The organism is Flintibacter sp. (genome assembly GCF_046973065.1).
The window spans coordinates 14,441-35,697 of the sequence record NZ_JBKVXZ010000005.1 but is presented as its reverse complement, the minus strand read 5'-3'; the positions used below and the strand labels follow the sequence as shown (position 1 = coordinate 35,697).

Genomic DNA, 21,257 nt, shown 5'->3' with positions numbered 1-21,257 from the left:
TGCCCCCGGACCTTTTTGTTTATTTTCCGCCGCTGCCGGCGATCTTTCTCCACAAGGTGCTTCGGCCGATTCCAAGCCGCTTGGCCGCAGCGGACTGATTCATGTTCTCCTCCCGCAGCACCTGTTCGATCACTCTCCGCTCGATGTCCTCCAAGGTCCCGGAGAGATCCACCGCCGGCGGAAGGGCACTCACTTTCCGCATCTCGTTCTGCAGGACCGCGGCCACCTCAGCGGCAGTGATATAAAATCCCGAGGACGCCGCGATCATCTGGCGCAGCACCTTTTCCAGCTGCACCAGATTCAGCGGCCACTCAAATTCCACCATCAGCTCCATGGCATCCGGCTCCATGCCCACGGTGGATTTGGCCAGCGCGGTATTGTACTGGGGAATCATCATATTGACAAAGGCGGGAATATCCTCCTTCCGCTGGGCCAGAGACGGCACATTGATGGTGAATCCGCTGAGCTGCAGATAGAGCCGGCTGGAGAACTGTCCCCGGGCCACCTCGGCAGACAGGTCGCAGCAGCTGGAGCTGATTACCCGATGGCGGTGGGTCATCTTGGTATCCTCAATATAGGTCCCCACCTGCTGCTGCAGATCCTTCGGCAGCGTATCCACGTTTTCCAGATATACCGTGTATCCCGTGGCGTGAATGGGAGACGCGGCATTATTCAACAGCATGTCCCAGTTTTTCTCCGTCAGATCCCTGCACTGCAGGCGCATCAGCGTGGTCCCCTCCGTGGCGCTTTTGGTGTGAATGCGACGGGCCACCACGCCCTTGTGGGTCCCCACCGCCCCCTGGATCAGAACGGGCAGCGCGGAACTGCCGGCAGTCTGGATGAGCTTGTCCATTGGGCGCAGATACAGCTCGCTGGAAGCCGGCAGGCTCTGCGCCTGGCGGATGTCCTCCGGGCCCTGGGCGATGGGGAGGCGATCGACGGCCATCTGGATTTTGTCTCCAAGCTGGATTATGAAGTGGAGCTGGCCGTTGTCCTGGGCAGGGACGCGCTCCATGTCCGGGAGGAAGATGTGGGCGACTACATCTTCGGATACAGCGTGGCCAACGACGTCAGCGCCCGGGACGTCCAGTACCGCCACAAGCAGAACTTCCTCGGAAAAAGCCTGGATACCTTTTTTGCCATGGGGCCGGTCATTGTCACTGCGGACGAATTCCCCTGCCCGCCCGCGCTATCCATCAGAAGCTTTGTCAACGGAGAGCTGCGGCAGAACAGCGTGACGGACCAGGTGTTCTTCAATATCCGCCACATCGTCAGTGAGCTCTCGCAGGGCATGACGCTGCCGGCGGGCACCATCCTCATCACCGGCACCCCCGCCGGAGTGGGGATGGGAATGGATCCCCCCTGCTTCCTCAAGCGCGGAGATGTGGTCACCTGCGAGATCGACGGGATCGGTCGCATCTCCAACCCCATCCGCTAGCGTTCTGTTTTGAAACGATTCCTGTCCAATCCCTTCAAGGGGCCCCGGAGGTTTTGCCATTGTCCTCCGGGGCCCCGCTCTTTTGATTCCACAGCTCCGCCGGGGTGCAGCTTCTTCTCGCCCATCAGGGTCCGGGCCGGGCGTCTCTCCAGAGCCCGCCTCTGTCCGGATGCCGCCGTCTACTTGCCTCCTCTTCGTATCCGTCAGCCGATCCTTTAGCCGCCGTGATGCCTGAAGCCCATCCCGCGGGACGCCGCTCACAGCGTCCCGCAGGCCCTCCTGTCCGCTTGCCGGTGGGGCGGCGCTCCGGGGAAACATATTCCTCTGTTTGGGGCGGGCAGCTTTGGAGACGCGGTTGCCGGTGGCCGTTGTCCCGCGCTGCCCGGCAATCTCCCCCCACCGCAGAAAAAAAGCGCCCTCCGCGGCGGCGGAGGGCGCTTGACAGGACGGCAGGACTGCCGCAGATCTCCGCGGCGGTCCTGTTCCGTTGGATTTGATTTTCAGGCAAGTCAGTCCACCAGCCTGCGGGACGACAGCCGCCGTTTCCAGATGGAAGGGGCGAACAGAAGCAGCATGGGGAAGATCTCCAGCCGTCCCACCAGCATGTCGAAGGACAGCAGCAGCTTGGACCAAGGGGAGAAGCTGGAGAAGTTACCCATGGGACCTACAATCTCCAGACCGGGCCCCACGTTGTTGATGCAGGCAGCCACCGCTGTGAACGTAGTCACCAGGTCCAACTGCTCCAGAGACACCAACAGGCAGGACGCCACGAAGACCATCAGGTACACCGCCAGAAACAGATGGACGCCCCGGATGCTCCGCTCGTTCAGGGGCTTGCCCTCGAACTGGATGGCGGGCACCGCATTGGGGTGGAGCATCCGCCGCATCTCGCTGACAGACACCTTCTGCAGGATCACCACCCGGGCCACCTTGATGCCGCCAGCGGTGGAACCGGCGCAGCCGCCGATAAACATCAGCGCCACCAGAATGGCCTTTGAAAAGGTGGGCCAGGTGTTGAAATCCACCGTGGCATAACCGGTGGTGGTGATGATGGAGGACACCTGGAAAAACGCGTGCCGCAGGCTGGTGCCCACCGACTCGTACATGTGCACGATATCCAGGGTGATGGCAGCTACTGCCGTCGCCACAATGAGGACATAGGCCCACAGCTCCTCGGACCGGAACACGTCCCGGAACCGCCGCACCAGCAGGAAGTAATACAGATTGAAATTGATGCCGAAGAGCAGCATGAAAATGCCGATCACAATTTCAAAATAGGGGTTGTTATAAGCTCCCACACTGAGATTCCGGCTGCTGAAGCCGCCGGTGCCCGCACTGCCGAAGGAGTGGATGCAGGCGTCAAACAGCGGCATCCCGCCCGCCAGCAGCAGCACGATCTCAATGACAGTCATCACCAGGTAGATGCCGTAGAGGATTTTGGCGGTGTCGCTCATGCGGCTCACCAGCTTTCCAACCGCGGGTCCAGGCATCTCCGCCCGCAGCATGTGCATCCCGTGGCCATCCCCGCCCATAGGCAGAATGGCCATGACGAACACCAGAACACCCATGCCGCCCACCCAGTGGGTGAAGCTGCGCCAGAACAGAATGCCCCGGTTCAGCGACTCCACCTCCGTCAGGATGGTGGCCCCCGTGGTGGTGAAGCCGGAGACTGTCTCAAAGAAGCAATCTACAAAGCTCTCTATGGAGCCGGAGATGTAAAAGGGCAGCGCACCGAAGAGGGACACGGCAATCCACGCCAGCGCCACTACCGCCAGGCCGTCCCGTGCGAACAGAGACGCCTGCCGCGGCTTTTTGAAGCTCAGCAATCCTCCGCACAGCACCAGCAGCGCCGCAGGGAGCAGATACGGGACAGGGGATTCCCCATATCCCAGAGCCACCGCCATGGGAAGCAGCAGCAGCGCCGCCTCCACCAGCAGGATACGGCCAATGGCAAAGCCGATCATTCGATAATTCACAGAACTTACCTGCCTTCTCACTCTGCAAGGATATCCCGAAGATCCTCCAGCTGGGTGTCCGTGGTCACTACGATCACATCGTCGTGGAGGTGCAGGACATCATTGCCGGAGGGGATGACGATCTGCCCGTTCTGCCGCACGATACCTGCCAGTAGCAGGCCCCGCTTCAGCTTCAGATCCCGCAGGGGCACGCCGGCGAAGGAGATGTCCGGCGTCACGCTGAACTCCAGAGCCTCCACCTTCTCATCCACGATGCGGTGCAACGTTTTCACCTTGGAGGCGGAGGCGTTCTTCATGGCCCGGATATACTGGAGGATCAGCTCTGTGGTCACCGCACCGGTGGACACCACACTGTCGATCAGGCTCTCGGTGGAGACCAGCTCCAGCAGGGACTTGCGGTTGATCTTCGCCACCACCTTACAGCAGTCGCCGGACTGCTTGGCAGCGCTGAGTGCCATGAGGATGTTGGCCTCGTCCAGGCCCGTGATGGCCACGAAGGCGTCCGTCTGGCTGATTCCCTCCTCGCTGAGGAGCTCGCTGTCCGTCCCGTCTCCCACGATCACCAGCGCGCGGGGCAGTTTCTCGCTCATCTCCACGCACCGCTGCTCGTTCTGGTCGATGATCTTTACGGACATGCCCATCTCCAGCAGCTCAGATGCCAGATAGTAGCACATTTTGCTGGCGCCCACGATCATGACCGAAGAGGCCCGGGCCCGGAATACGCCCAGAAGCCGGAAGAACTTCTCCAGTTCCCGGGGTGCGGCAGTGAGATAGATCTTGTCTCCCGCCCGCAAGGTGAAATCGCCGGAGGGAATGATCGTCTCCCCCTGCCGGGCCACGGCGCAGATCAGCACCCGGACCTTGAAATTCCGGTACAGTTCCGAAAGCCGGGTGCCGTCCAGGGCCGTGTGCTCCGCCACCCGGTACTCCACCAGCTCCAGCCGCCCCTTGGAGAAGGACTCCAGCTTCATGGCGGTGGGGAACCGCAGCACACGGGCGATCTCACGGGCCGTTGCCGCCTCCGGATTGATGGCCATGGACAGCCCCAGCTCACTGCGCATAAACCGCAGCTGGCGGCCGTATTCCGGGCTGCGGATACGGGCGATGGTGTGCTGCACACCCATTTTCTTCGCCACAAGGCACGTGAGGATATTAATCTCGTCGCTGGAGGTAGTGGCGATCAGCAGATCGGCCTGCTCCACATCCGCCTCCTTCTGCACATCGTAGCTGGCGCCGTTGCCGCACACGCCCATCACATCATAGATGTTGATGATGTTCTCAACCAGATGTGGATTTTGGTCGATCACTGTGACCCTGTTCTCCACGGCCAGATGGCGCGTCAGGGCCACGCCCACCTTGCCCGCGCCCACAATGACGATCTTCATGCGGTCCTCCATCCTTTCTTCCGCCGGGACAGGTTCCGTTGGGGATCCTCCGGCGCAATCCTCCCACATTATAGCGGATATATCGGCAAAAGCAAATATCTTTTTCGTCAAATCTCCAAAAAATAGGACGCCGTCTTTCCCCCTGCCTCCCCTTGTGGTATGCTGTTCTGCGGAATATGGGCCCCGCCCGGAGAATAAGGAGACGATGAAATGAGCACCCCTGTCAAACTGCGCCTGTACTGTTCCATCTGTGCCCGGAACGACTTCTACATGGACCGCATCCGGGCCGTTGCCGACGGTCTCGGCCTGGACTACACTCTGGAGAAAATCACAGACGACGATGTGATCGACCGGATGGACCTGCTGATGCCCTGCCTGTACGCCTACTGCCCCGGCTGCCGGGTGCTGAACGAACAGGTGACGAGTGAGCATCCGGAGACCCTCTGCACTCCCGCCCTGGAGATCAATGGAACACTCCGGTTCTGGGGCGTCCCCGCCAGCGACGACGCGCTGCGGCAGGCGCTTCTTCCTTATAATTAAATAAGGTGCGGCTGCCACGTCCCGGAGAAGGCGGGCGTTCTCCAAAATTTTACTTGACAAACCGGCATAAACCGCATAAAATCAACGTGAAATTATTTTAGTTAAATTATTTTAATTAAAATAATTTCATCATTTTTCGACATAAGGAGTACCAATATGGAATTCGAGCAAGTACGTGATATCATCGTGGAGACCCTGGGCTGCGACGCGGAGCAAGTCACAATGGACGCCTCCCTGGCTGACGATCTGGGTGCTGATTCCCTGGCTTCCGTGGAACTGGTGATGGCTCTGGAAGAGGCCACCGGCATCTCCATTGAGGATAGCGCCCTGGCGGAGATGAAGACCGTCGGCGACGTGATGAACTACCTGAACGCCCACAAGCAGTAATCCCTGCCCCGCCGGCGGGCCCGCGCCCTCCGGCGGGTTCACTTTCCGCTGAGAAAGGAATGCGCTATGACCAACCAAGAGTTTTTTGAGATTGTCGCCTGCTTCGACCGCAGCACCGCTCAGACGATGAAGCTGTCCACGCAGGAGTTCACCATAGAGCTGACCCGTGGCGGCGCGTCTGCGCCTGCGGCCAGCGCACCTGCGGCCGCTCCGGCTGCCGCCGCTGCTCCGGTGCCTGCGCCCCAGAGCAGCTCCTCCTCTATTGACGCGCCTCTGGTGGGCACGTTCTACGCGGCGCCCGCCCCGGACCAGGCCCCCTTTGTCCTGCCCGGCGACCGGGTGTCCAAGGGCCAGACCGTCTGCCTGATCGAGGCTATGAAGATGATGAGCGAAGTTCCCGCTCCCTGTGACTGCGTCATTGAGAGCGTGTGCAAGAGCAACGGCGAGCTGGTGGCCTTCGGCGAGCCGCTGTTCCGTTATCGGCCATGCTGAGGCGGGTATTGATCGCCAACCGGGGAGAGATCGCCCTGCGGGTCCTGCGGGCCTGCCGGGAGCTGGGGATCGAGACGGTGGCCGTATACTCCCAGGCGGACGCGGACGCGCTCCATGTCCAGCTGGCGGGACAGGCGGTGTGCATCGGCCCTGCCCGGGCGGCAGACAGCTATTTGAATCAGGATGCTCTTCTGACGGTGGCCAAAGCCACCGGGTGCGTCGGCGTCCATCCCGGCTATGGCTTCCTCTCTGAAAACGCCGACTTTGCAGACGCCTGCGCCGCAGCTGGCCTGACCTTCATCGGCCCCTCCGGCGACGCCATCCGCAAGGCCGGCTCCAAATCTGCCGCGCGGGACCTGATGCGCGCCGCCGGCGTGCCCGTGACCCCCGGTTCCGACGGCCCGGTTGCCTCTGTGGAGGAGGCGCTGGCCGCGGCAGAGTCCGTAGGCTATCCTGTGTTGCTGAAGGCGTCCGCCGGCGGCGGCGGGCGGGGCATCCGCCGGTGCGACCGGCCGGAGGATCTGTCCGCGGCCTTTGCGGAGGCCAAGGCAGAGGCCCAGGCCTGCTTCGGCAATGACGAGATGTATCTGGAGAAGCTGGTGCTCCGGCCCCGGCACATCGAGTTCCAGGTGCTGGCGGACCGCTACGGCAACGTCATCCATCTGGGGGACCGGGACTGCTCGGTCCAGCGGCGGAACCAGAAGCTCATCGAGGAGGCCCCTGCCCGGTGTTTGACGCCGGAGCTGCGGGAGCGGATGGGCGCCGCCGCCGTAAAGGCGGCCAAAGCCGTTGGCTATGAGAATGCCGGCACAGTGGAGTTCCTGCTGGACCCGGACCGGGAGCATTTCTATTTCATGGAGATGAACACCCGCATCCAGGTAGAGCACGGCGTCACCGAGCTGGTCACCGGTGTGGATCTGGTGCGCCAACAGCTGCGGATTGCCTCCGGCCTGGCGCTGCGCCTGCGGCAGGAGGATGTGACGCTCCAGGGCCATGCCATCGAGTGCCGCATCAACGCCGAAGACCCTGTGCAGGGGTTCCGCCCCTGCCCCGGACGGGTGGATTTCCTCCATTTCCCCGGCGGCCCCGGCGTGCGGGTGGACTCCTGCCTGTACAGCGGGTGCGAGCTGTCTCCTTACTACGACTCTATGGCGGCCAAGATCCTAGCCTATGCCCCCACCCGGATGGAGACCATCCGGCGGATGCGCCGCTGCCTGGAGGAGTTCACTCTGGAGGGCTTCCCCACCAATGCGGAGCTCTCCTATCAGATTCTGTACCATCCGGAGTTCATTCTGGGAGAGTGCACCACTGCCTTCCTGGATGAACACCTGTCGGAGCTGCTGGAATTCAGCCGCAAGCTCAGTGAAAGCGGGGTGGATGCATGAGTGGGATGAACGGCGTCTTCGCCAAGCGCCGGGCGCGCCTGCTGGCCATGAAGGCCATCCGGGACAATCACATTCCCGGCGATAAAGCCATCACCTGTCCCAAGTGCGGGCAGGACAGCGACCGCAAATCCGTGGCGCAGAACCTGTCGGTCTGCCCCAAGTGCGGCTACCATTTCCCCATCGGCGCCTACTATCGGCTCAGCACGATTCTGGACCCCGGCTCCTTCCGGGAGCTGTTTGAAAAGCTGCCTGCGGCGGACCCGCTCTCCTTCCCCGGCTACCGGGCCAAGGTGGAGGCCGCCCAGCGCAAGACCGGCCTGACGGAGGCCGTGGTCACCGCCACCGGCACCATCGGGGGCCGCAAATGCGTAGTGGGTGTGCTGGACAGCCGCTTCTTCATGGGCTCCATGAGTGCCGCCGTGGGTGAGAAGATCACCCTGGCCATTGAGTACGCCACCAAGAACCGCCTGCCCCTGATCCTGTTCGCCGCCAGCGGCGGTGCCCGGATGCAGGAGGGCATCCTCTCCCTGATGCAGATGGCCAAGACCAGTGCGGCGCTGGCCCGCTTCTCGGAGAAAGGGCTTTTGTATATTTCCGTCTTTACGGACCCCACCACTGGTGGGGTCACTGCCAGTTTCGCCTCTCTGGGCGATATCATCCTGGCGGAGCCCGGCGCTCTGATCGGCTTTGCCGGTCCCCGGGTCATCCAGCAGACCATCGGCCAGACCCTGCCGGAGGGCTTCCAGCGGGCGGAGTTCCAGGAGGAGCACGGCTTTGTGGACGCGGTGGTGCCGCGCCTTCAGATGCGGGACACCCTGTCCCAGCTGCTGCGGCTCCATGAGAAAGGGGGACGCACATGAGCGAACCGCTGACCGCCGCCCAGCGGGTGGCCATTGCCCGCCACCCCCAGCGGCCCAATATCACAGATTATATTCAGGCGCTGTTCACAGACTTCTTTGAGCAGAAGGGCGACCGCCTCTGCGGCGAGGATGCCGCGATCTTGGGCGGCGTGGCCCTGTACCACGGCCGCCCTGTGACCGTCATCGGCACCCGGAAGGACAAAACGCTGGAGGAGAACCTCAAGTGCAACTTCGGCATGCCCAATCCGGAAGGGTACCGCAAGGCTCTGCGGCTGATGCGTCAGGCGGAGAAGTTCCGCCGCCCCATCCTCACGTTTATCGACACCTCCGGCGCCTATCCCGGCCTGGAGGCCGAGGCCCACGGCCAGGGCGAGGCCATCGCCCGGAATCTCTATGAGATGAGCCGCCTCACCGTCCCCGTCATCGCCCTCATCACCGGCGAGGGCAACAGCGGCGGCGCGCTGGCGCTGGGCGTTGCCAACCGGGTGCTGATGCTGGAGAACTCCGTGTACGCCATTCTCTCTCCGGAGGGCTTCGCCTCCATTCTGTGGAAGGACTCCGCCAGACATGAGGAAGCCTGTGAGCTGATGAAGCTGACGGCGCCGGACCTGCTGGAGCTGGGCGTCATCGACGGCATCATCCCTGAGCCGGAGGGCGGCGCCCATCTGGCTCCCGCCGCCCACATGCGGCAGGTGGATCGGGCCCTGAGCCGCTGCCTGGCGGAGCTCTCCAAAGAGAGCGGAGTCGCTCTGGCCGCAGGCCGGTATCAAAAATTCAGACGCATGGGCGCAGCACCCCAGAAGGAGGAAGCATGAGCGGAATCAAAATCAGAGGCACCGGCCGGTTCGCCCCTGCGAAAATCGTCACCAACGACGACCTGGCAAAAATCGTGGATACCAGCGACGAGTGGATCACCACCCGCACCGGCATCCAGACCCGCCACCACTGCACCACGGAGACCCACACGGATATGTGCGTGGGCGCCGCCCGGCAGGCGCTGGAAAACGCCGGGATTTCCCCGGAGGACATCGGCGCCTGCGTGGTGGCCACTTTCTCCTCCGACTACCTGTCCCCCTCTGCCGCCTGCATGGTGCAGCGGGGGCTGGGGCTGCCCCACGACGCGGTGTGCTTTGACCTGAATGCCGCATGCAGCGGCTTCCTGTTCGCCATCCACACCATGGAGTGCCTGCTGGCCCAGGCCCCCCGGAAGTACGGCCTGGTGATCGGCGCGGAGATGCTCTCCCGGTTCATCAACTGGGAGGACCGGGGCACCTGCGTCCTCTTCGGAGACAGCGCCGGCGCTGTGGTGGTGGAGTGGCGGGAGGACTATCCCTCCATCCACGCCGTTCTGGGCTGCCACGGCGACCCGGACATGCTGGGCGTCACCGGCGCGGAGAAGCCGGCGCCGGCCCGCATCTTCATGCACGGCCAGCCTACCTTCAAGTTCGCCGTTAAGGCAGTGCCCTACTGCATCGACCAGGTGTTGGAAAAGGCCGTCATGGCCATTGAGGACGTGGACTTCTTCGTCTTCCACCAAGCCAACGCCCGGATCATCGACCTGGCAGCCAAAAAGTACCACATCCCCCCGGAGAAGTACTACAAGAACATCCAGAAATACGGCAACACCTCCGCCGCCAGTATCCCCCTGGTCATCAGTGAGCTCCATGACCTGGGAAAGGTGGGGCCCGGCTCCCGGGTCTTGGTGGTGGGCTTCGGCGGCGGCCTCACCTGGGGCGGCGCCCTGGTGGAGTTCGCCTGACTCCCTGCACGTCAAGCAGGCGCTCTGGACGCAAGCCTGTTACCAGCGAAAACTTCAGCTTTATTTAGGCCGCGCACAGCGGCGAATGGGAGATTTTTATGAAAAAGCTCAATGAAATCCTGGGAACCAAGTACCCCTTTATCCAGGGCGGTATGGCCAACATCGCCACCGGCGAGTTCGCCGCCGCCTGCTCCAACGCCGGTGCCCTGGGCATGATCGCCACCGGCGGCTGGGACGGCGACCGTCTCCGCCAGGAGATCCGCCGGGCCAAGGAGCTGACGGACAAGCCCTTCGGCGTCAATCTGATGCTGATGAGCCCCTATGCCGACGACATCGCCCAGATCATTCTGGAAGAGGGCGTGAAAGTGGTCACCACCGGCGCCGGCAATCCCGGCAAGTACATTCCCGCCTGGAAGGAAAAGGGCATCAAGGTGATGCCCGTAGTGGCGGCGGCGGTTCTGGCCAAGCGGCTGGAGCGCTATGGCGTGGACGCCATCATCGCCGAGGGCACGGAGTCCGGCGGCCACGTGGGCGAGATGACCACCATGGCCCTGGTGCCCCAGGTCATCGATGCGGTAAGCGTTCCCGTGGTGGCGGCCGGCGGCATCGCGGACGGCCGTCAGGCGGCTGCGGCCTTTGCCCTGGGTGCCTGCGGCATCCAGGTGGGCACCTGTTTGCTTGCCAGCGAGGAGTGCCCCATCCACCCCAATTACAAGCAGGCTGTGTTGAAGGCCAAGGACAGTGATACGGTGGTCACCGGCCGCTCCATCGGCGGCCCGGTCCGAATCCTGAAGAACAAGATGGCCCGGGAGTATCTGGCCCTAGAGAAGCGCGGCGCCTCTCTGGAGGAGCTGGAGAAGGTCACCCTGGGCGGCCTGCGCCGGGCCGTGCTGGAGGGCGATGTGGAAATGGGTAGCGTCATGAGCGGCCAGGTGGCTGGTATGCTCCACGAGATCCGGCCCGTGGCCGAGATTTTCCGTGACCTGTATGAGAGCGGTATCGCACGGGCGAAGGCCACCGCCGCAGAATGGAGCGACGCAGAATGAAACTGGGCTTTTTGTACGCCGGTCAGGGCAGCCAGCATGCCGGCATGGGCGCCGATCTGTACGAGGCGTTTTCCGCTTTCCGGGCTGTTTACGACCATGCGGAAGTGGATTTTGACCTGAAGAAGGTCACCTTTGAGGACCCGGACGGCATCATCAACCAGACCCGCTACACCCAGCCCTGCATGGTGGCCTTTGCCGCCGGCATGACGGCGGTGCTGCGGGAGAAGGGCATCACCCCCGCTGTGGCGGCGGGCCTCTCCCTGGGTGAGTACTCCGCCCTTCACGCCGCCGGTGTGTTCGACGCCGCCACAGCTATCCGTCTGGTGGCTTTCCGGGGCAAGGCCATGGAGGAGGCGGCTGCCGGCCGGGAGAGCGCCATGATGGCCGTCCTGAATCTGGACCGCAGCCCCCTGCAGGATGCCTGCGACGCGGCCTCTGACCTGGGGTGCGTGGTAATCGCCAACTACAACTGTCCCGGCCAGCTGGTCATCGGCGGTGAGAAGGCCGCTGTGGAGAAGGCCGCCGCCATTGCCAAGGAGAAGGGCGCCCGCCGGTGCCTGCCCCTGAAGGTCAGCGGCCCCTTCCACACCCCCCTGATGGCCCCTGCCGGGAATGCCCTGCGGGAATACTTCCAGGGCGTGGCGTTTGCGGATCCCCAGATCCCCGTGATCTTCAACTGCCTGGGGGATGTGAAGGATGACAGCACCCCCATCCAGGAGCTGTTGGTAAAGCAGGTGCAGAGCAGCGTGTTCATGGAGGACTCCATCCGGAAGATGGCCGACATGGGCGTGGACGCCATCGTGGAGATCGGCCCGGGCAAAGCCCTCAGCGGTTTTGTGAAAAAGACCGTTCCCGGCATACCGGTCTGCGCGGTGGAGACCGCAGCGGATGTGGAGAACCTGCCCGACACGCTGGAACAACTGATAAAGGAGAAGGCATGATGAATTTTGCTGGAAAGACCGCCGTGGTCACCGGCGGCAGCCGGGGCATCGGCCGGGCCATCTGCGAGGAGCTGGCCCGGGGCGGCGCCAATGTGGTGCTGTGCTACGCCGGCCGGGCGGAAGCTGCCCAGGAGACCGTGACCGCTTGCGAGGACCTGGGTGCCAAGGCCCTGGCCGTGCAGTGCAACGTGGCGGACGAGGCCCAGGTGAAGGCCCTGATGGATGCCGCTGTGAAGGAATTCGGCCGGATCGACATTCTGGTGAACAATGCCGGCGTCACCCGGGACGGCCTTGTGATGATGATGAAGGAGGCCGACTTCGACGCGGTGATCGACACGAACCTGAAAGGCACCTTCCTGTGCATGAAGGCCGTGTCCCGAATCATGATGAAGCAGCGGTACGGCCGGATCGTGAACCTCTCCAGCGTGGTGGGCCTCCGGGGCAACGCCGGCCAGGTGAACTACGCCGCCAGCAAGGCGGGTGTGGTAGGCATGACCAAGTCCCTGGCCAAGGAGCTGGCCTCCCGGGGCGTGACGGTCAACGCCGTGGCCCCCGGCTTCATTGAGACGGACATGACCGCTGCCATGCCCCAGGCCGCCAAGGACGCCATGATGCCCACCATCCCTATGCAGCGGCTGGGTGCACCGGAGGATGTGGCAAAGGCCGTGGCCTTCCTGGCCAGCGACGAGGCCGCCTATGTCACCGGCCAGGTCCTGGCCGTCGACGGGGGCATGGCGATGTGAAGCATTCAAGGGGGACAGTGTCCCCCTTGGACGCTCCGCCGGTATGCCACCGGCTCCGCTGAACCCCCATCACCAGTCTGCACCCCAAGGGCACTTCCGCGCCGCTTTCAGCGGCTTGGGTCAAAGTATTTTCGGCAGGTACAGAAGGTGAATTGCCCCGCAGGGGCAAGAGAAGCCGCCCTGGGGTGCGCCCTGCCGAAAATGATTGGAATTTCTTGATCTGCCTCTGGCAGATCAACCGGGGAACCCCGAATGGATTTCCCCAGCCCCCTTCCTTTTGCGGGGCCTTTTGGAACACCTTTTCCGGGTGCTCCCAACTCTATCTACAGGAGGTATACTATGGAACGACGGAGAGTCGTGATCACCGGCCTGGGGGCCGTGACCCCCATTGGCCTTACCGCGGCAGAGAGCTGGCAGGCTGTGAAGGACGGTGTGTGCGGCATCGCTCCCATCACCCAATTCGATCCCACCGATCTGAAGGTCCATCTGGCCGCGGAGGTCAAGGGCTTCGTGCCGGAGAACTACATGAGCAAGCCAGAGGCCAAGCGGATGGGCCGCTTCACCCAGATGGCCGTCGTCTCCGCCAAGGAGGCACTGGACGGTGCTGGCTTCACGTTGGATGAAGCGGAGGCGGATCGCTGCGGCGTCATTGTCTCCAGCGGCATCGGCGGCCTCTCCATCACGGAGGCAGAGCACGACAAGGGCAAGGAGAAGGGCTGGGACCGGGTCTCTCCCTTCTATATCCCCACTGGCATCTGCAACATGGCCGCCGGCCAGATCGCCATCCACACCGGTTTCCGGGGCATGTGCTCCTGTCCGGTGACCGCCTGTACCGGCGGCACCAATGCCGTAGGCGATGCCTTCCACTATATCCGGGACGGTTATGCTGATGTGATGCTCTGCGGCGGTACGGAGTCCGCTGTGACGCCTCTGGCCATCGGCGCCTTCACCTCCATGAAGGCCCTGACCCAGAATCCCGATCCCAAGCGGGCTTCCATCCCCTTTGACGCGGAGCGCAGCGGCTTCGTGCTGGGCGAGGGTGCGGCCATCCTCCTGCTGGAGGAGCTGGAGCACGCCAAGGCCCGGGGCGCCCGAATCCTTGCGGAGGTCGTGGGCTACGGCGCCACCTGCGACGCCTATCACATGACCGCTCCCCGGCCCGACGGCAGCGGTGCCGCCAAGGCCATGGAGATGGCCCTTGCAGACGGCGGCGCCAAGCCGGAGGATGTGGACTATATCAACGCCCACGGCACCTCCACCCCCCTGAACGACGCCGGCGAGACGGCCGCCGTCAAGACTGTGTTCGGTGACCACGCCTACAAGCTGGCCATCAGCTCCACCAAGTCCATGACCGGCCACATGCTGGGCGCCGCCGGTGCTGTGGAGGCCATGTTCTGCGCCATGGCGCTGCATGACGGCTATCTTCCCGCCACCATCAACTATCAGGTGCCGGATCCCGCCTGCGACCTGGACGTGGTGCCGGGTCACGGCCGCAGCGCCGATGTGCGCTACGCCATGTCCAACTCTCTGGGATTCGGCGGCCACAACGGCAGCCTGCTGTTCAAACGATGGGAGGCGTGAGACCATGGCAAACGAATTGAATTCCAACCAGATCGCGCAGATCCTACCCCACCGGTTCCCCTTTGCTCTGGTGGACCGGATCACCGATTACGAGCCCGGCCAGTGGGCCAAGGGCCGCAAGTGCGTCAGCGTCAATGAGCAGTTCTTCTGCGGCCACTTCCCCCAGGAGCACGTCATGCCCGGTGTGCTGATCTTGGAGGCCATGGCCCAGGTGGGCGCCGTGGCCATCCTCTCCCTGCCGGAGAACCAGGGCAAGATCGCCCTGTTCGGCGGCGTGAAAAACGCCCGCTTCCGCCGGAAGGTGACCCCCGGCGACGTGCTGGAAATGGAGTGCGTTCTCACCAAGCGCCGCGGGCCGGTGGGCATCGGCGAGTGCAAGGCCACGGTCAACGGCGAACTGGCCTGTACGGCGGAACTGACCTTCGCCATCGGTGCGGAATGACAGCCGACGCTTTCCCGCCATGCGGGCAAGGCGCGGGAAAGAGGGCTTGCAGCCATGCTGAAAGACGCTTTTTTTAACGTGTACACCAAGTTCAAGCTGCACTTTTACCAGGAGATCTTCAGCCGCTTTCAGGATCGTGAGGCCAGTCTGACGACGGTGGAGACCTTCTGCATGGAGGCCATTCAGGCTCTGGGCAGTCCCACGGTGAATGAATTTGCCACCTTCATGCGGATCTCCCCTCCCAACGCGGCATACAAGGTCAACAGCCTCATCAAGAAAGGCTACATCCGCAAGGTCCAGTCTTCCGACGACCGGCGGGAATACCATCTGGAGATCACTCAGAAGTATATCGACTACTACAACATCAGCACGGCCTACATGACCGCCGTCATGAACCGCATCACGCAGCGGTTTACCCCGGCGGAGTGCGCCAAGCTGGAGGAGATGCTCACCATCATCAGCCGGGAGCTGATGGCAGAAGTGGAGATTCCAGACGCCCTTTCGGGACAAAGCAACTAAAGAAGCGGCACAGGCTGTCAGCCTGTGCCGCTTCCTTTTCAAAACAGTCCCTCCGGAATGCGGATATCCGCTCTGGGGACCCTCTCCCAGGCAAAGTCCTCCAGCAGGCTCTCCCCGCTTCTGGGTTCTGCAGAGGGGTTGAAGCCTGCGAGATATGCCAGTTTTCCCAGGATTTCCGGTGCCGTATACCGCTCTCCCAGCGTGTCCAGCCCCGCATCCGCGTTCCGCTTGCTGAGCCGCTGCCCGTCGCTTCCCAGAAGCAGCGGGAAATGGTAAAACGCCGGTGCCTCCAGTCCCAGCAGCCGATACAGCAGCAGCTGCCTGGGGGTGGACGCCAGCAGGTCCGCACCCCGCACTACTTCTGTGACGCCCATGGCCGCGTCATCCACCACCACCGCCAGTTGATAGGCAAATATGCCGTCCGACCGCCGCAGCAGAAAATCCCCGCAGTCCGCAGGCAGCCACTCCCTGTACTCCCCCATGTGGCCGTCGGTGAAAGTGATCTCCTCCTCCGGCACCCACAGCCGCAGGGCGGGGGCGCGGCCTGTGCGCCGGGCCCGCTCTGCCGCCTGCTCCGCAGTCAGACCGCGGCAGGTCCCCGGGTAGACCACCTGTCCATCCTCCCGGTGGGGAGCACTGGCGGCATGGAGCTCCGCCCGGGTACAGAAGCAGGGGTAGACCAGCCCCTGGGCCTCCAGTCGCCTCAGAGCAGCCTGATACAGCGCCGTCCTCCGGCTCTGCTCATAGGGGCCGCTGGGGCCGCCGATGACAGGTCCCTCGTCCCAGTCCAGTCCCAGCCACCGGATGTCCCGGCACATCTGCTCCCCATAACGCCGCGGGCATCGCGCGATATCCAGATCCTCGATCCGCAGGATCACTCTCCCGCCCTTCTGCCGGGCGCTGAGCCAAGCCAGCAGGCAGCACAAAATATTCCCCAAATGGATGCGCCCGCTTGGCGACGGCGCAAACCGTCCGGTCACCGCCATGGTCTCCTGCCCTCCTTGTCCGTTCATGCCACCCCATTATAGCGGGATTTCTCCGCTTCTTCAAGGCCGTTCCTCCCGTTTCTCCATGGTGAAATGTATCAGATGCAAAACATACGCAATATCTTCGCTCTATTTAAGATATAACCATAACGACAGGCAGGTATATGCCAGAAAAGCGTGAACATGACAGTTGAATTCCCCTGCCTCATCCCATGCTTCAGCGTTCAGCGTGCATCTCCTGATCGGCATTTCTCATAAAAGATCGGCGTGGACAAGCAAAGGAGAAAATGAAACGCCCCGTCTTTCCCGACCGGTACAGTACCCCTGCAGCTCCACACGCTGTATTCCTGTTACGCTGTCAGGCAAATCTGGAGGTATACGGGGGCTTCCCGCATTTATATCCTCCTGGACTGCACACTGGAGTTTTGCCGCGCCATTGAGGCACCATACCGTTCTTCACGCAGCAACAAGGGCCGCCGCTTGATAGCGGCGGCCCTTGTCATCGGGAAACGCAATCAGTTCTTGATGTGGATGGCGCGCTTCTGGACGTTCAGGGCGCACTCCCGCACGGACTCGGAAACCGTGGGATGAGAGTGGATCGTGGAGATCAGCTCATCCACGGTGGCCTCCAGCCGCAGGGCCAGAGCACCCTCGGCAATCAGGTCCGTAGCCCGGGGCCCGATGATGTGCATACCCAGCACTTCCTCGTACTTGGCGTCGGCGATGATCTTCACCAGACCCTCGCCGCCATTGATGATGAGGGACTTGCCGTTGGCCACCAGCGGGAACTTGCCCACCTTGTAGTCGATGCCCTTGGCCTTGCACTGCTCCTCGGTCAGACCGACAGAGGCAGCCTCCGGCTCCATATACACGCAGGTGGGGTTGGTCTTTTCGTCATACACGGCAGGGATCCCCATGATGTTCTCCGCAGCCACTTCGCCCATGGCGCTGGCGGTGTGGGCCAGCTGGGCCTTGCCGAAGACACAGTCGCCGATGGCGTACACGCCGGGCACGCTGGTCTCCATCTTGTCGTTGACGATGATCCGGCCCCGGTCGTTGGCAAGGCCGGCAGCTTCCAGGTTCAGGCTGGCGGTATTGGCCTTCCGGCCGATGGCCACCAGCACCTTCTCCGCCTCAAAGCTGACAGTCTCGCCGGCCTTGTTCTTGCAGACCACCTTGGCGCCCACGGGAGAGGCCTCCACGGCCTGCACCGGGCACTCCAGGTTGAACTCCATGCCCATCTTCTTCATGTGCTTCACGCCGATGGCAGTCAGGTCGCCGTCCAGCATGGGCAGCATGTGGTCCAGTGCCTCCACCACGGTGATCTTGGTGCCGAAGGCCGCGTAGGCGCAGGCCAGCTCCAGGCCGATGACGCCGCCGCCGATGACCACCATGCTCTTGGGCAGCTTCTCCAGGCTCAGCGCACCGGTGGAGTCGATGCAGTTGGGATTCTCCTTCAGGCCGGGGATGGGCGGCTGGGAGTTGACGGAGCCGGTGGCCACGATGATGGCGTCGGCGGTCATCTCCTCCACGGAGCCGTCGGACTTCTTCACAGAGAGGGTCTTGGGGCCGGTGAAGCTGGCCTCGCCGTCTACGCGGGCGACCTTGTTCTGCTTCAGCAGCCCGGCAACACCCTGGGTCAGCTGCTTGCTGATGGCGTTCTTGTGGGCGATCACCTGGGGGAAGTCCACTTCCACACCGGAGACCTTCACGCCGATGTCAGCACCCTGTTCCTTGATCTCGGACACCAGCTCCGCGCTGTGCAGCAGGCACTTGGTGGGGATGCAGCCGATGTTCAGGCAGGTGCCGCCGATGTGCTCGCGCTCCACTAGGGTCACTTTGGCGCCCAGCTGGGCCGCCCGGATGGCAGCCACATAGCCGCCGGGGCCGCCGCCCACGACGATGACGGTCTTCTGGCCAGCTGCGACGGAGGCTGCAGCCGGGGCAGGTGCAGCAGCAGGAGCGGCGGCAGCGGGTGCGGCGGCAGCGGGTGCGGCGGGAGCCGCGGCGCCGGCAGCATCGGGAACCGCCTCTCCGGCGGCGCCGATCCAGGCGATCACGCTCTTGCAGGGGGCGGTCTCGCCCTCCGGCAGCAGGATCTTCAGCAGGGTGCCGTCCTCCTCGGCCTCCACGTCGTTGGTCAGCTTATCGGTCGCCACGGAGAACAGGATGTCCCCCTTCTTGACGGTGTCTCCCTCTTTGAACTTCCACTCTTCAATGGTGCCCTCGGTCATCGTCAGACCCAGCTTGGGCATCAGAACTTCAGTTGCCATAATTTCTGTCCTTCTTTCATGAACTTACCCAAAAACCGCCTCTGATTCGGCCTTTGAGTTGTTTGGATCGTCAAATTTTGGACAATGACCCCTCAAAGGGAACCCGGCACAGGCCGGGTTCCCTTGAATGGGTTGTTTGATCTCACACCAGGAGCATGTAGGGGTTCTCCAGCAGCTCCGCGATCCGCTTGAGGAACTTGGAGGCCATCACGCCGTCGATCACGCGGTGGTCGGCAGTCAGGCTCAGGTTCATCATGGTCCGGATCACGATCTCGCCGTTGCGCACCACAGGGGTATCCACCATGTCGCACACGCCCAGAATCGCCAGCTCAGGCTGGTTGATGATGGGAGAGAAGCTGGTGATGCCATAGGGCCCGAGGCTGGAGATGGTGAAGGTGCCGCCGGTCATGTCCTCCATGCCCAGCTTGCCGGTGCGGGTGGCCTCGATCAGGGCCTCCGTCTCCTGGGCGATCTGTGCCAGGGACTTCTCCTCGCAGTTCTTCACGTTGGGCACGATCAGGCCATCGCCCTTGGCGACCGCCAGGCCCATGTTCACGTGCTTGTGGCGGGTCAGCATATTGTCCGCGAAGCTGGCGTTCACGTCGGGGAACTCGGTCAGGGCCTTGGCAACCACCTTCATCAGGATGTGGTTGTAGGTCAGCTTGATCCCCTGCTCCTTCAGGCCGTCCTTCAGCTTGGCCCGCAGGTCCTTCATGGCCGTGACCTCCACCGGACGGGTGTAGGTGACCCGCGGAGAGGTGTGCCAGGAGTTGGTCATGTTGGCAGCGATGCTGCGGCGCAGCGGATTCACCTTCACAGGCTTCTCGTCGTTGCTCTCAACAGCGGCAACGGCCTCAGCGGCGGGAGCTGCGGCTGCACCCACACCGGCGGCGGCCAGCACGTCCGCCTTCATCACGCGGCCCTGGACGTCCAGCTTGCTGACGTCCACGCCCAGCTCGGCAGCCAGCTTGGCAGCCATGGGGCTGGTCTTGGGACCGGCCACAAAGTTCTCCACGTCCTTGGCCACCACGGTCCCGTTGGGGCCGGTGCCGGGGATTTGGGAGAGGTCATAGCCCTTTTCCTTCGCCAGCTTCTTGGCGTAGGGAGTCGCCAGCACGTAGGCACCGGCGGGACGGTCCGCATGGGCCGTGGGGGCGGCGGCAGGAGCCGCGGCAGAGGCTGCGGACGGCGCAGCGGCAGGAGCGGCAGCAGCGGGCGCGGCGGCACCGGAGGCATCCGGAATCGCCTCGCCGGGCTGGCCGATCCAGGCGATCACGCTCTTGCAGGGGGCGGTCTCGCCCTCCGGCAGCAGGATCTTCAGCAGGGTGCCGTCCTCTTCGCACTCCACGTCGTTGGTCAGCTTATCCGTCGCTACGGAGAACAGGATGTCCCCCTTCTTGACAGCGTCGCCCTCTTTATATTTCCACTCTTCAATGGTGCCCTCGGTCATCGTCAGGCCGAGCTTGGGCATCAATACTTCAGTTGCCATACTTGAAAATCTCCTTTTCAACAGGCATTAAAACATGCCCTTGATGCCCTTTACCAGGTCCTCCGGAACCACTTTCACCATCTTCTCCAGGGTGGGAGCGAAGGGGATCGGGCAGAAGGGAGCGCCGTACCGCAGGATAGGGGCATCCAGATACTCCATGGCCTCCTCCGCGACGGTGGCGGAGATCTCCGCGCCGAAGCCGCCCTGCTTGACAGCCTCGTGGACGATGCAGAGGCGGTGGGTCTTCTTCACACTGTTCAGCACGGTCTCCTTATCCCAGGGAGACAGGGTGATCAGGTCGATGACTTCGGCCTCAATGCCCTCCTTGGCCAGCAGGTCCGCAGCGCCGCGGGCATTCTTCATGCCGATGGAGTAGGACACGATGGTCACATCCTTCCCCTCACGCTCCACGCGGGCCTTGCCCAGGGTGTAAGGCTCCTCCTCGCCGATCTCGGGCACTTCGCCTTTCTCCTTGTACAGGATCTTGTTCTCGAAGTACAGCACGGGGTCGTCGCACTCGATGGCGGCCTTCAGCACCATCTTGGCGTCATAGGGATTGGAGGGCGCCACAACCTTGATGCCGGGGATGTGGGCGAACCAGGACTCCACGCACTGGGAATGCTGTGCAGCGCCGCCGCCGGCAGAACCGTCGGGCGCACGCAGGACCAGGGGCACCTTGGCCTGGCCGCCGAACATGTAGCGGACCTTTGCCATCTGGTTGAAGATCTCGTCCATGGGCACGCCGATGAAGTCGGCGAAGTGCATGTCCACCACGGGACGGGCGCCGGCCAGAGCCGCGCCTACGCCGCCGCCGATGATAAAGGTCTCGGAAATGGGGGTATCAATGATCCGGCCGGGGAACTGCTGGGGCAGGCCCTTGAACTGACCGAAGATACCGCCCTGACGGGCCAGGTCCTCGCCCATTGCGAATACAGTGGGGTCTTTCGCCATCGTCTCGGCCATGGCCTCTTGAGTGGCCTGAGAAAAAGTGATCTTACGCATCGTATTTGTCCTC

The 21,257-nt window shown here is 63.1% G+C and carries 21 protein-coding genes; 14 read left to right on the top strand and 7 right to left on the bottom strand.

The genetic code is table 11. From position 1 onward, the window contains the following. Window positions 1-19: 19 nt before the first annotated feature. Window positions 20-946, bottom strand: coding sequence for a helix-turn-helix domain-containing protein (locus ACLTXB_RS03410; protein WP_333637353.1), 927 nt, complete (start codon window positions 944-946; stop codon window positions 20-22). Between the two features lie 30 nt (window positions 947-976). Here ACLTXB_RS03410 and ACLTXB_RS03405 point away from each other — a divergent pair, with 30 nt between their 5' ends. After that, window positions 977-1,438, top strand: coding sequence for a fumarylacetoacetate hydrolase family protein (locus ACLTXB_RS03405; RefSeq protein WP_051365634.1), 462 nt, complete (start codon window positions 977-979; stop codon window positions 1,436-1,438). A gap of 509 nt (window positions 1,439-1,947) precedes the next feature. Here the strand turns inward: ACLTXB_RS03405 and ACLTXB_RS03400 are convergent. Beyond that, window positions 1,948-3,414 carry a TrkH family potassium uptake protein gene (locus ACLTXB_RS03400; RefSeq protein ID WP_412260432.1) on the bottom strand — a complete coding sequence of 489 codons (1,467 nt, stop codon included), beginning with the start codon at window positions 3,412-3,414 and terminating at the stop codon, window positions 1,948-1,950. A gap of 17 nt (window positions 3,415-3,431) precedes the next feature. Then, a complete protein-coding gene (trkA, locus tag ACLTXB_RS03395; RefSeq protein ID WP_256264410.1) occupies window positions 3,432-4,799 on the bottom strand; it encodes a Trk system potassium transporter TrkA in 1,368 nt (455 codons plus the stop codon). 210 nt (window positions 4,800-5,009) lie between these two features. Between trkA and ACLTXB_RS03390 the strand changes: the two genes are divergently transcribed. The 13 genes from ACLTXB_RS03390 (at window position 5,010) to ACLTXB_RS03330 (ending at window position 15,494) form a co-directional block, all read left to right on the top strand. Further along, window positions 5,010-5,339, top strand: a complete 330-nt coding sequence (locus tag ACLTXB_RS03390) for a hypothetical protein (RefSeq protein WP_412260428.1) — start codon at window positions 5,010-5,012, stop codon at window positions 5,337-5,339. A 156-nt stretch (window positions 5,340-5,495) separates the two neighbouring features. After that, on the top strand, window positions 5,496-5,726 hold the full coding sequence (gene acpP, locus ACLTXB_RS03385) for an acyl carrier protein (RefSeq protein WP_021751426.1): 231 nt from the start codon (window positions 5,496-5,498) through the stop codon (window positions 5,724-5,726). Between the two features lie 66 nt (window positions 5,727-5,792). Further along, the gene (locus ACLTXB_RS03380) at window positions 5,793-6,218 is read left to right on the top strand and encodes an acetyl-CoA carboxylase biotin carboxyl carrier protein (protein WP_021751425.1); all 426 of its coding nucleotides are present in this window, start codon (window positions 5,793-5,795) and stop codon (window positions 6,216-6,218) included. Continuing rightward, on the top strand, window positions 6,212-7,603 hold the full coding sequence (accC, locus tag ACLTXB_RS03375; RefSeq protein ID WP_412260425.1) for an acetyl-CoA carboxylase biotin carboxylase subunit: 1,392 nt from the start codon (window positions 6,212-6,214) through the stop codon (window positions 7,601-7,603). The genes ACLTXB_RS03380 and accC overlap by 7 nt, the downstream gene beginning before the upstream one ends. 5 nt (window positions 7,604-7,608) lie before the next feature. Next, window positions 7,609-8,463 (top strand): acetyl-CoA carboxylase, carboxyltransferase subunit beta, encoded by an 855-nt coding sequence (gene accD / locus ACLTXB_RS03370; protein WP_036628633.1) that lies wholly within the window; start codon window positions 7,609-7,611, stop codon window positions 8,461-8,463. Then, window positions 8,460-9,278, top strand: a complete 819-nt coding sequence (locus tag ACLTXB_RS03365; protein WP_412260422.1) for an acetyl-CoA carboxylase carboxyltransferase subunit alpha — start codon at window positions 8,460-8,462, stop codon at window positions 9,276-9,278. The genes accD and ACLTXB_RS03365 overlap by 4 nt, the downstream gene beginning before the upstream one ends. Beyond that, window positions 9,275-10,222, top strand: coding sequence for a beta-ketoacyl-ACP synthase III (locus ACLTXB_RS03360; protein WP_287553881.1), 948 nt, complete (start codon window positions 9,275-9,277; stop codon window positions 10,220-10,222). The genes ACLTXB_RS03365 and ACLTXB_RS03360 overlap by 4 nt, the downstream gene beginning before the upstream one ends. Window positions 10,223-10,320: 98 nt before the next feature. Next, entirely contained in the window at window positions 10,321-11,268 is a 948-nt protein-coding gene (locus ACLTXB_RS03355) for a DUF561 domain-containing protein (protein WP_021751420.1), read from the top strand. After that, complete coding sequence (gene fabD / locus ACLTXB_RS03350) at window positions 11,265-12,209, top strand: ACP S-malonyltransferase (protein ID WP_119310592.1); 945 nt, start codon at window positions 11,265-11,267, stop codon at window positions 12,207-12,209. Before ACLTXB_RS03355 ends, fabD begins: the two co-directional genes overlap by 4 nt. Then, complete coding sequence (gene fabG / locus ACLTXB_RS03345; RefSeq protein ID WP_036631366.1) at window positions 12,209-12,952, top strand: 3-oxoacyl-[acyl-carrier-protein] reductase; 744 nt, start codon at window positions 12,209-12,211, stop codon at window positions 12,950-12,952. The genes fabD and fabG overlap by 1 nt, the downstream gene beginning before the upstream one ends. 339 nt (window positions 12,953-13,291) lie before the next feature. Next, entirely contained in the window at window positions 13,292-14,533 is a 1,242-nt protein-coding gene (gene fabF, locus ACLTXB_RS03340) for a beta-ketoacyl-ACP synthase II (RefSeq protein WP_021751416.1), read from the top strand. A gap of 4 nt (window positions 14,534-14,537) precedes the next feature. After that, window positions 14,538-14,975, top strand: a complete 438-nt coding sequence (fabZ, locus tag ACLTXB_RS03335) for a 3-hydroxyacyl-ACP dehydratase FabZ (protein ID WP_119310591.1) — start codon at window positions 14,538-14,540, stop codon at window positions 14,973-14,975. A 54-nt stretch (window positions 14,976-15,029) separates the two neighbouring features. Beyond that, the gene (locus tag ACLTXB_RS03330; RefSeq protein ID WP_021751414.1) at window positions 15,030-15,494 is read left to right on the top strand and encodes a MarR family winged helix-turn-helix transcriptional regulator; all 465 of its coding nucleotides are present in this window, start codon (window positions 15,030-15,032) and stop codon (window positions 15,492-15,494) included. A 38-nt stretch (window positions 15,495-15,532) separates the two neighbouring features. Here the strand turns inward: ACLTXB_RS03330 and gluQRS are convergent, their stop codons facing one another. The 4 genes from gluQRS to ACLTXB_RS03310 form a co-directional block, all read right to left on the bottom strand. Next, on the bottom strand, window positions 15,533-16,507 hold the full coding sequence (gluQRS, locus tag ACLTXB_RS03325) for a tRNA glutamyl-Q(34) synthetase GluQRS (RefSeq protein WP_021751413.1): 975 nt from the start codon (window positions 16,505-16,507) through the stop codon (window positions 15,533-15,535). Window positions 16,508-16,995: 488 nt separating this feature from the next. Further along, on the bottom strand, window positions 16,996-18,753 hold the full coding sequence (gene lpdA / locus ACLTXB_RS03320) for a dihydrolipoyl dehydrogenase (RefSeq protein WP_287553885.1): 1,758 nt from the start codon (window positions 18,751-18,753) through the stop codon (window positions 16,996-16,998). Between the two features lie 142 nt (window positions 18,754-18,895). After that, window positions 18,896-20,242 carry a dihydrolipoamide acetyltransferase family protein gene (locus ACLTXB_RS03315; protein ID WP_287967191.1) on the bottom strand — a complete coding sequence of 449 codons (1,347 nt, stop codon included), beginning with the start codon at window positions 20,240-20,242 and terminating at the stop codon, window positions 18,896-18,898. A 27-nt stretch (window positions 20,243-20,269) separates the two neighbouring features. After that, window positions 20,270-21,244 (bottom strand): alpha-ketoacid dehydrogenase subunit beta, encoded by a 975-nt coding sequence (locus tag ACLTXB_RS03310; RefSeq protein ID WP_021749712.1) that lies wholly within the window; start codon window positions 21,242-21,244, stop codon window positions 20,270-20,272. Between the last annotated feature and the right edge of the window lie 13 nt (window positions 21,245-21,257).

Coding starts and splice junctions, on each gene's coding strand:
- lpdA (WP_287553885.1), bottom strand. CDS start 18,753: ATGGCAACTGAAGTTCTGATGCCCAAGCTGGGTCTGACGATGACCGAG.
- ACLTXB_RS03355 (WP_021751420.1), top strand. CDS start 10,321: ATGAAAAAGCTCAATGAAATCCTGGGAACCAAGTACCCCTTTATCCAG.
- trkA (WP_256264410.1), bottom strand. CDS start 4,799: ATGAAGATCGTCATTGTGGGCGCGGGCAAGGTGGGCGTGGCCCTGACG.
- fabD (WP_119310592.1), top strand. CDS start 11,265: ATGAAACTGGGCTTTTTGTACGCCGGTCAGGGCAGCCAGCATGCCGGC.
- ACLTXB_RS03330 (WP_021751414.1), top strand. CDS start 15,030: ATGCTGAAAGACGCTTTTTTTAACGTGTACACCAAGTTCAAGCTGCAC.
- accD (WP_036628633.1), top strand. CDS start 7,609: ATGAACGGCGTCTTCGCCAAGCGCCGGGCGCGCCTGCTGGCCATGAAG.
- fabZ (WP_119310591.1), top strand. CDS start 14,538: ATGGCAAACGAATTGAATTCCAACCAGATCGCGCAGATCCTACCCCAC.
- ACLTXB_RS03310 (WP_021749712.1), bottom strand. CDS start 21,244: ATGCGTAAGATCACTTTTTCTCAGGCCACTCAAGAGGCCATGGCCGAG.
- ACLTXB_RS03365 (WP_412260422.1), top strand. CDS start 8,460: ATGAGCGAACCGCTGACCGCCGCCCAGCGGGTGGCCATTGCCCGCCAC.
- ACLTXB_RS03390 (WP_412260428.1), top strand. CDS start 5,010: ATGAGCACCCCTGTCAAACTGCGCCTGTACTGTTCCATCTGTGCCCGG.
- ACLTXB_RS03380 (WP_021751425.1), top strand. CDS start 5,793: ATGACCAACCAAGAGTTTTTTGAGATTGTCGCCTGCTTCGACCGCAGC.
- ACLTXB_RS03410 (WP_333637353.1), bottom strand. CDS start 946: ATGGCCGTCGATCGCCTCCCCATCGCCCAGGGCCCGGAGGACATCCGC.
- ACLTXB_RS03360 (WP_287553881.1), top strand. CDS start 9,275: ATGAGCGGAATCAAAATCAGAGGCACCGGCCGGTTCGCCCCTGCGAAA.
- acpP (WP_021751426.1), top strand. CDS start 5,496: ATGGAATTCGAGCAAGTACGTGATATCATCGTGGAGACCCTGGGCTGC.
- ACLTXB_RS03315 (WP_287967191.1), bottom strand. CDS start 20,242: ATGGCAACTGAAGTATTGATGCCCAAGCTCGGCCTGACGATGACCGAG.
- fabF (WP_021751416.1), top strand. CDS start 13,292: ATGGAACGACGGAGAGTCGTGATCACCGGCCTGGGGGCCGTGACCCCC.
- fabG (WP_036631366.1), top strand. CDS start 12,209: ATGAATTTTGCTGGAAAGACCGCCGTGGTCACCGGCGGCAGCCGGGGC.
- accC (WP_412260425.1), top strand. CDS start 6,212: ATGCTGAGGCGGGTATTGATCGCCAACCGGGGAGAGATCGCCCTGCGG.
- gluQRS (WP_021751413.1), bottom strand. CDS start 16,507: ATGAACGGACAAGGAGGGCAGGAGACCATGGCGGTGACCGGACGGTTT.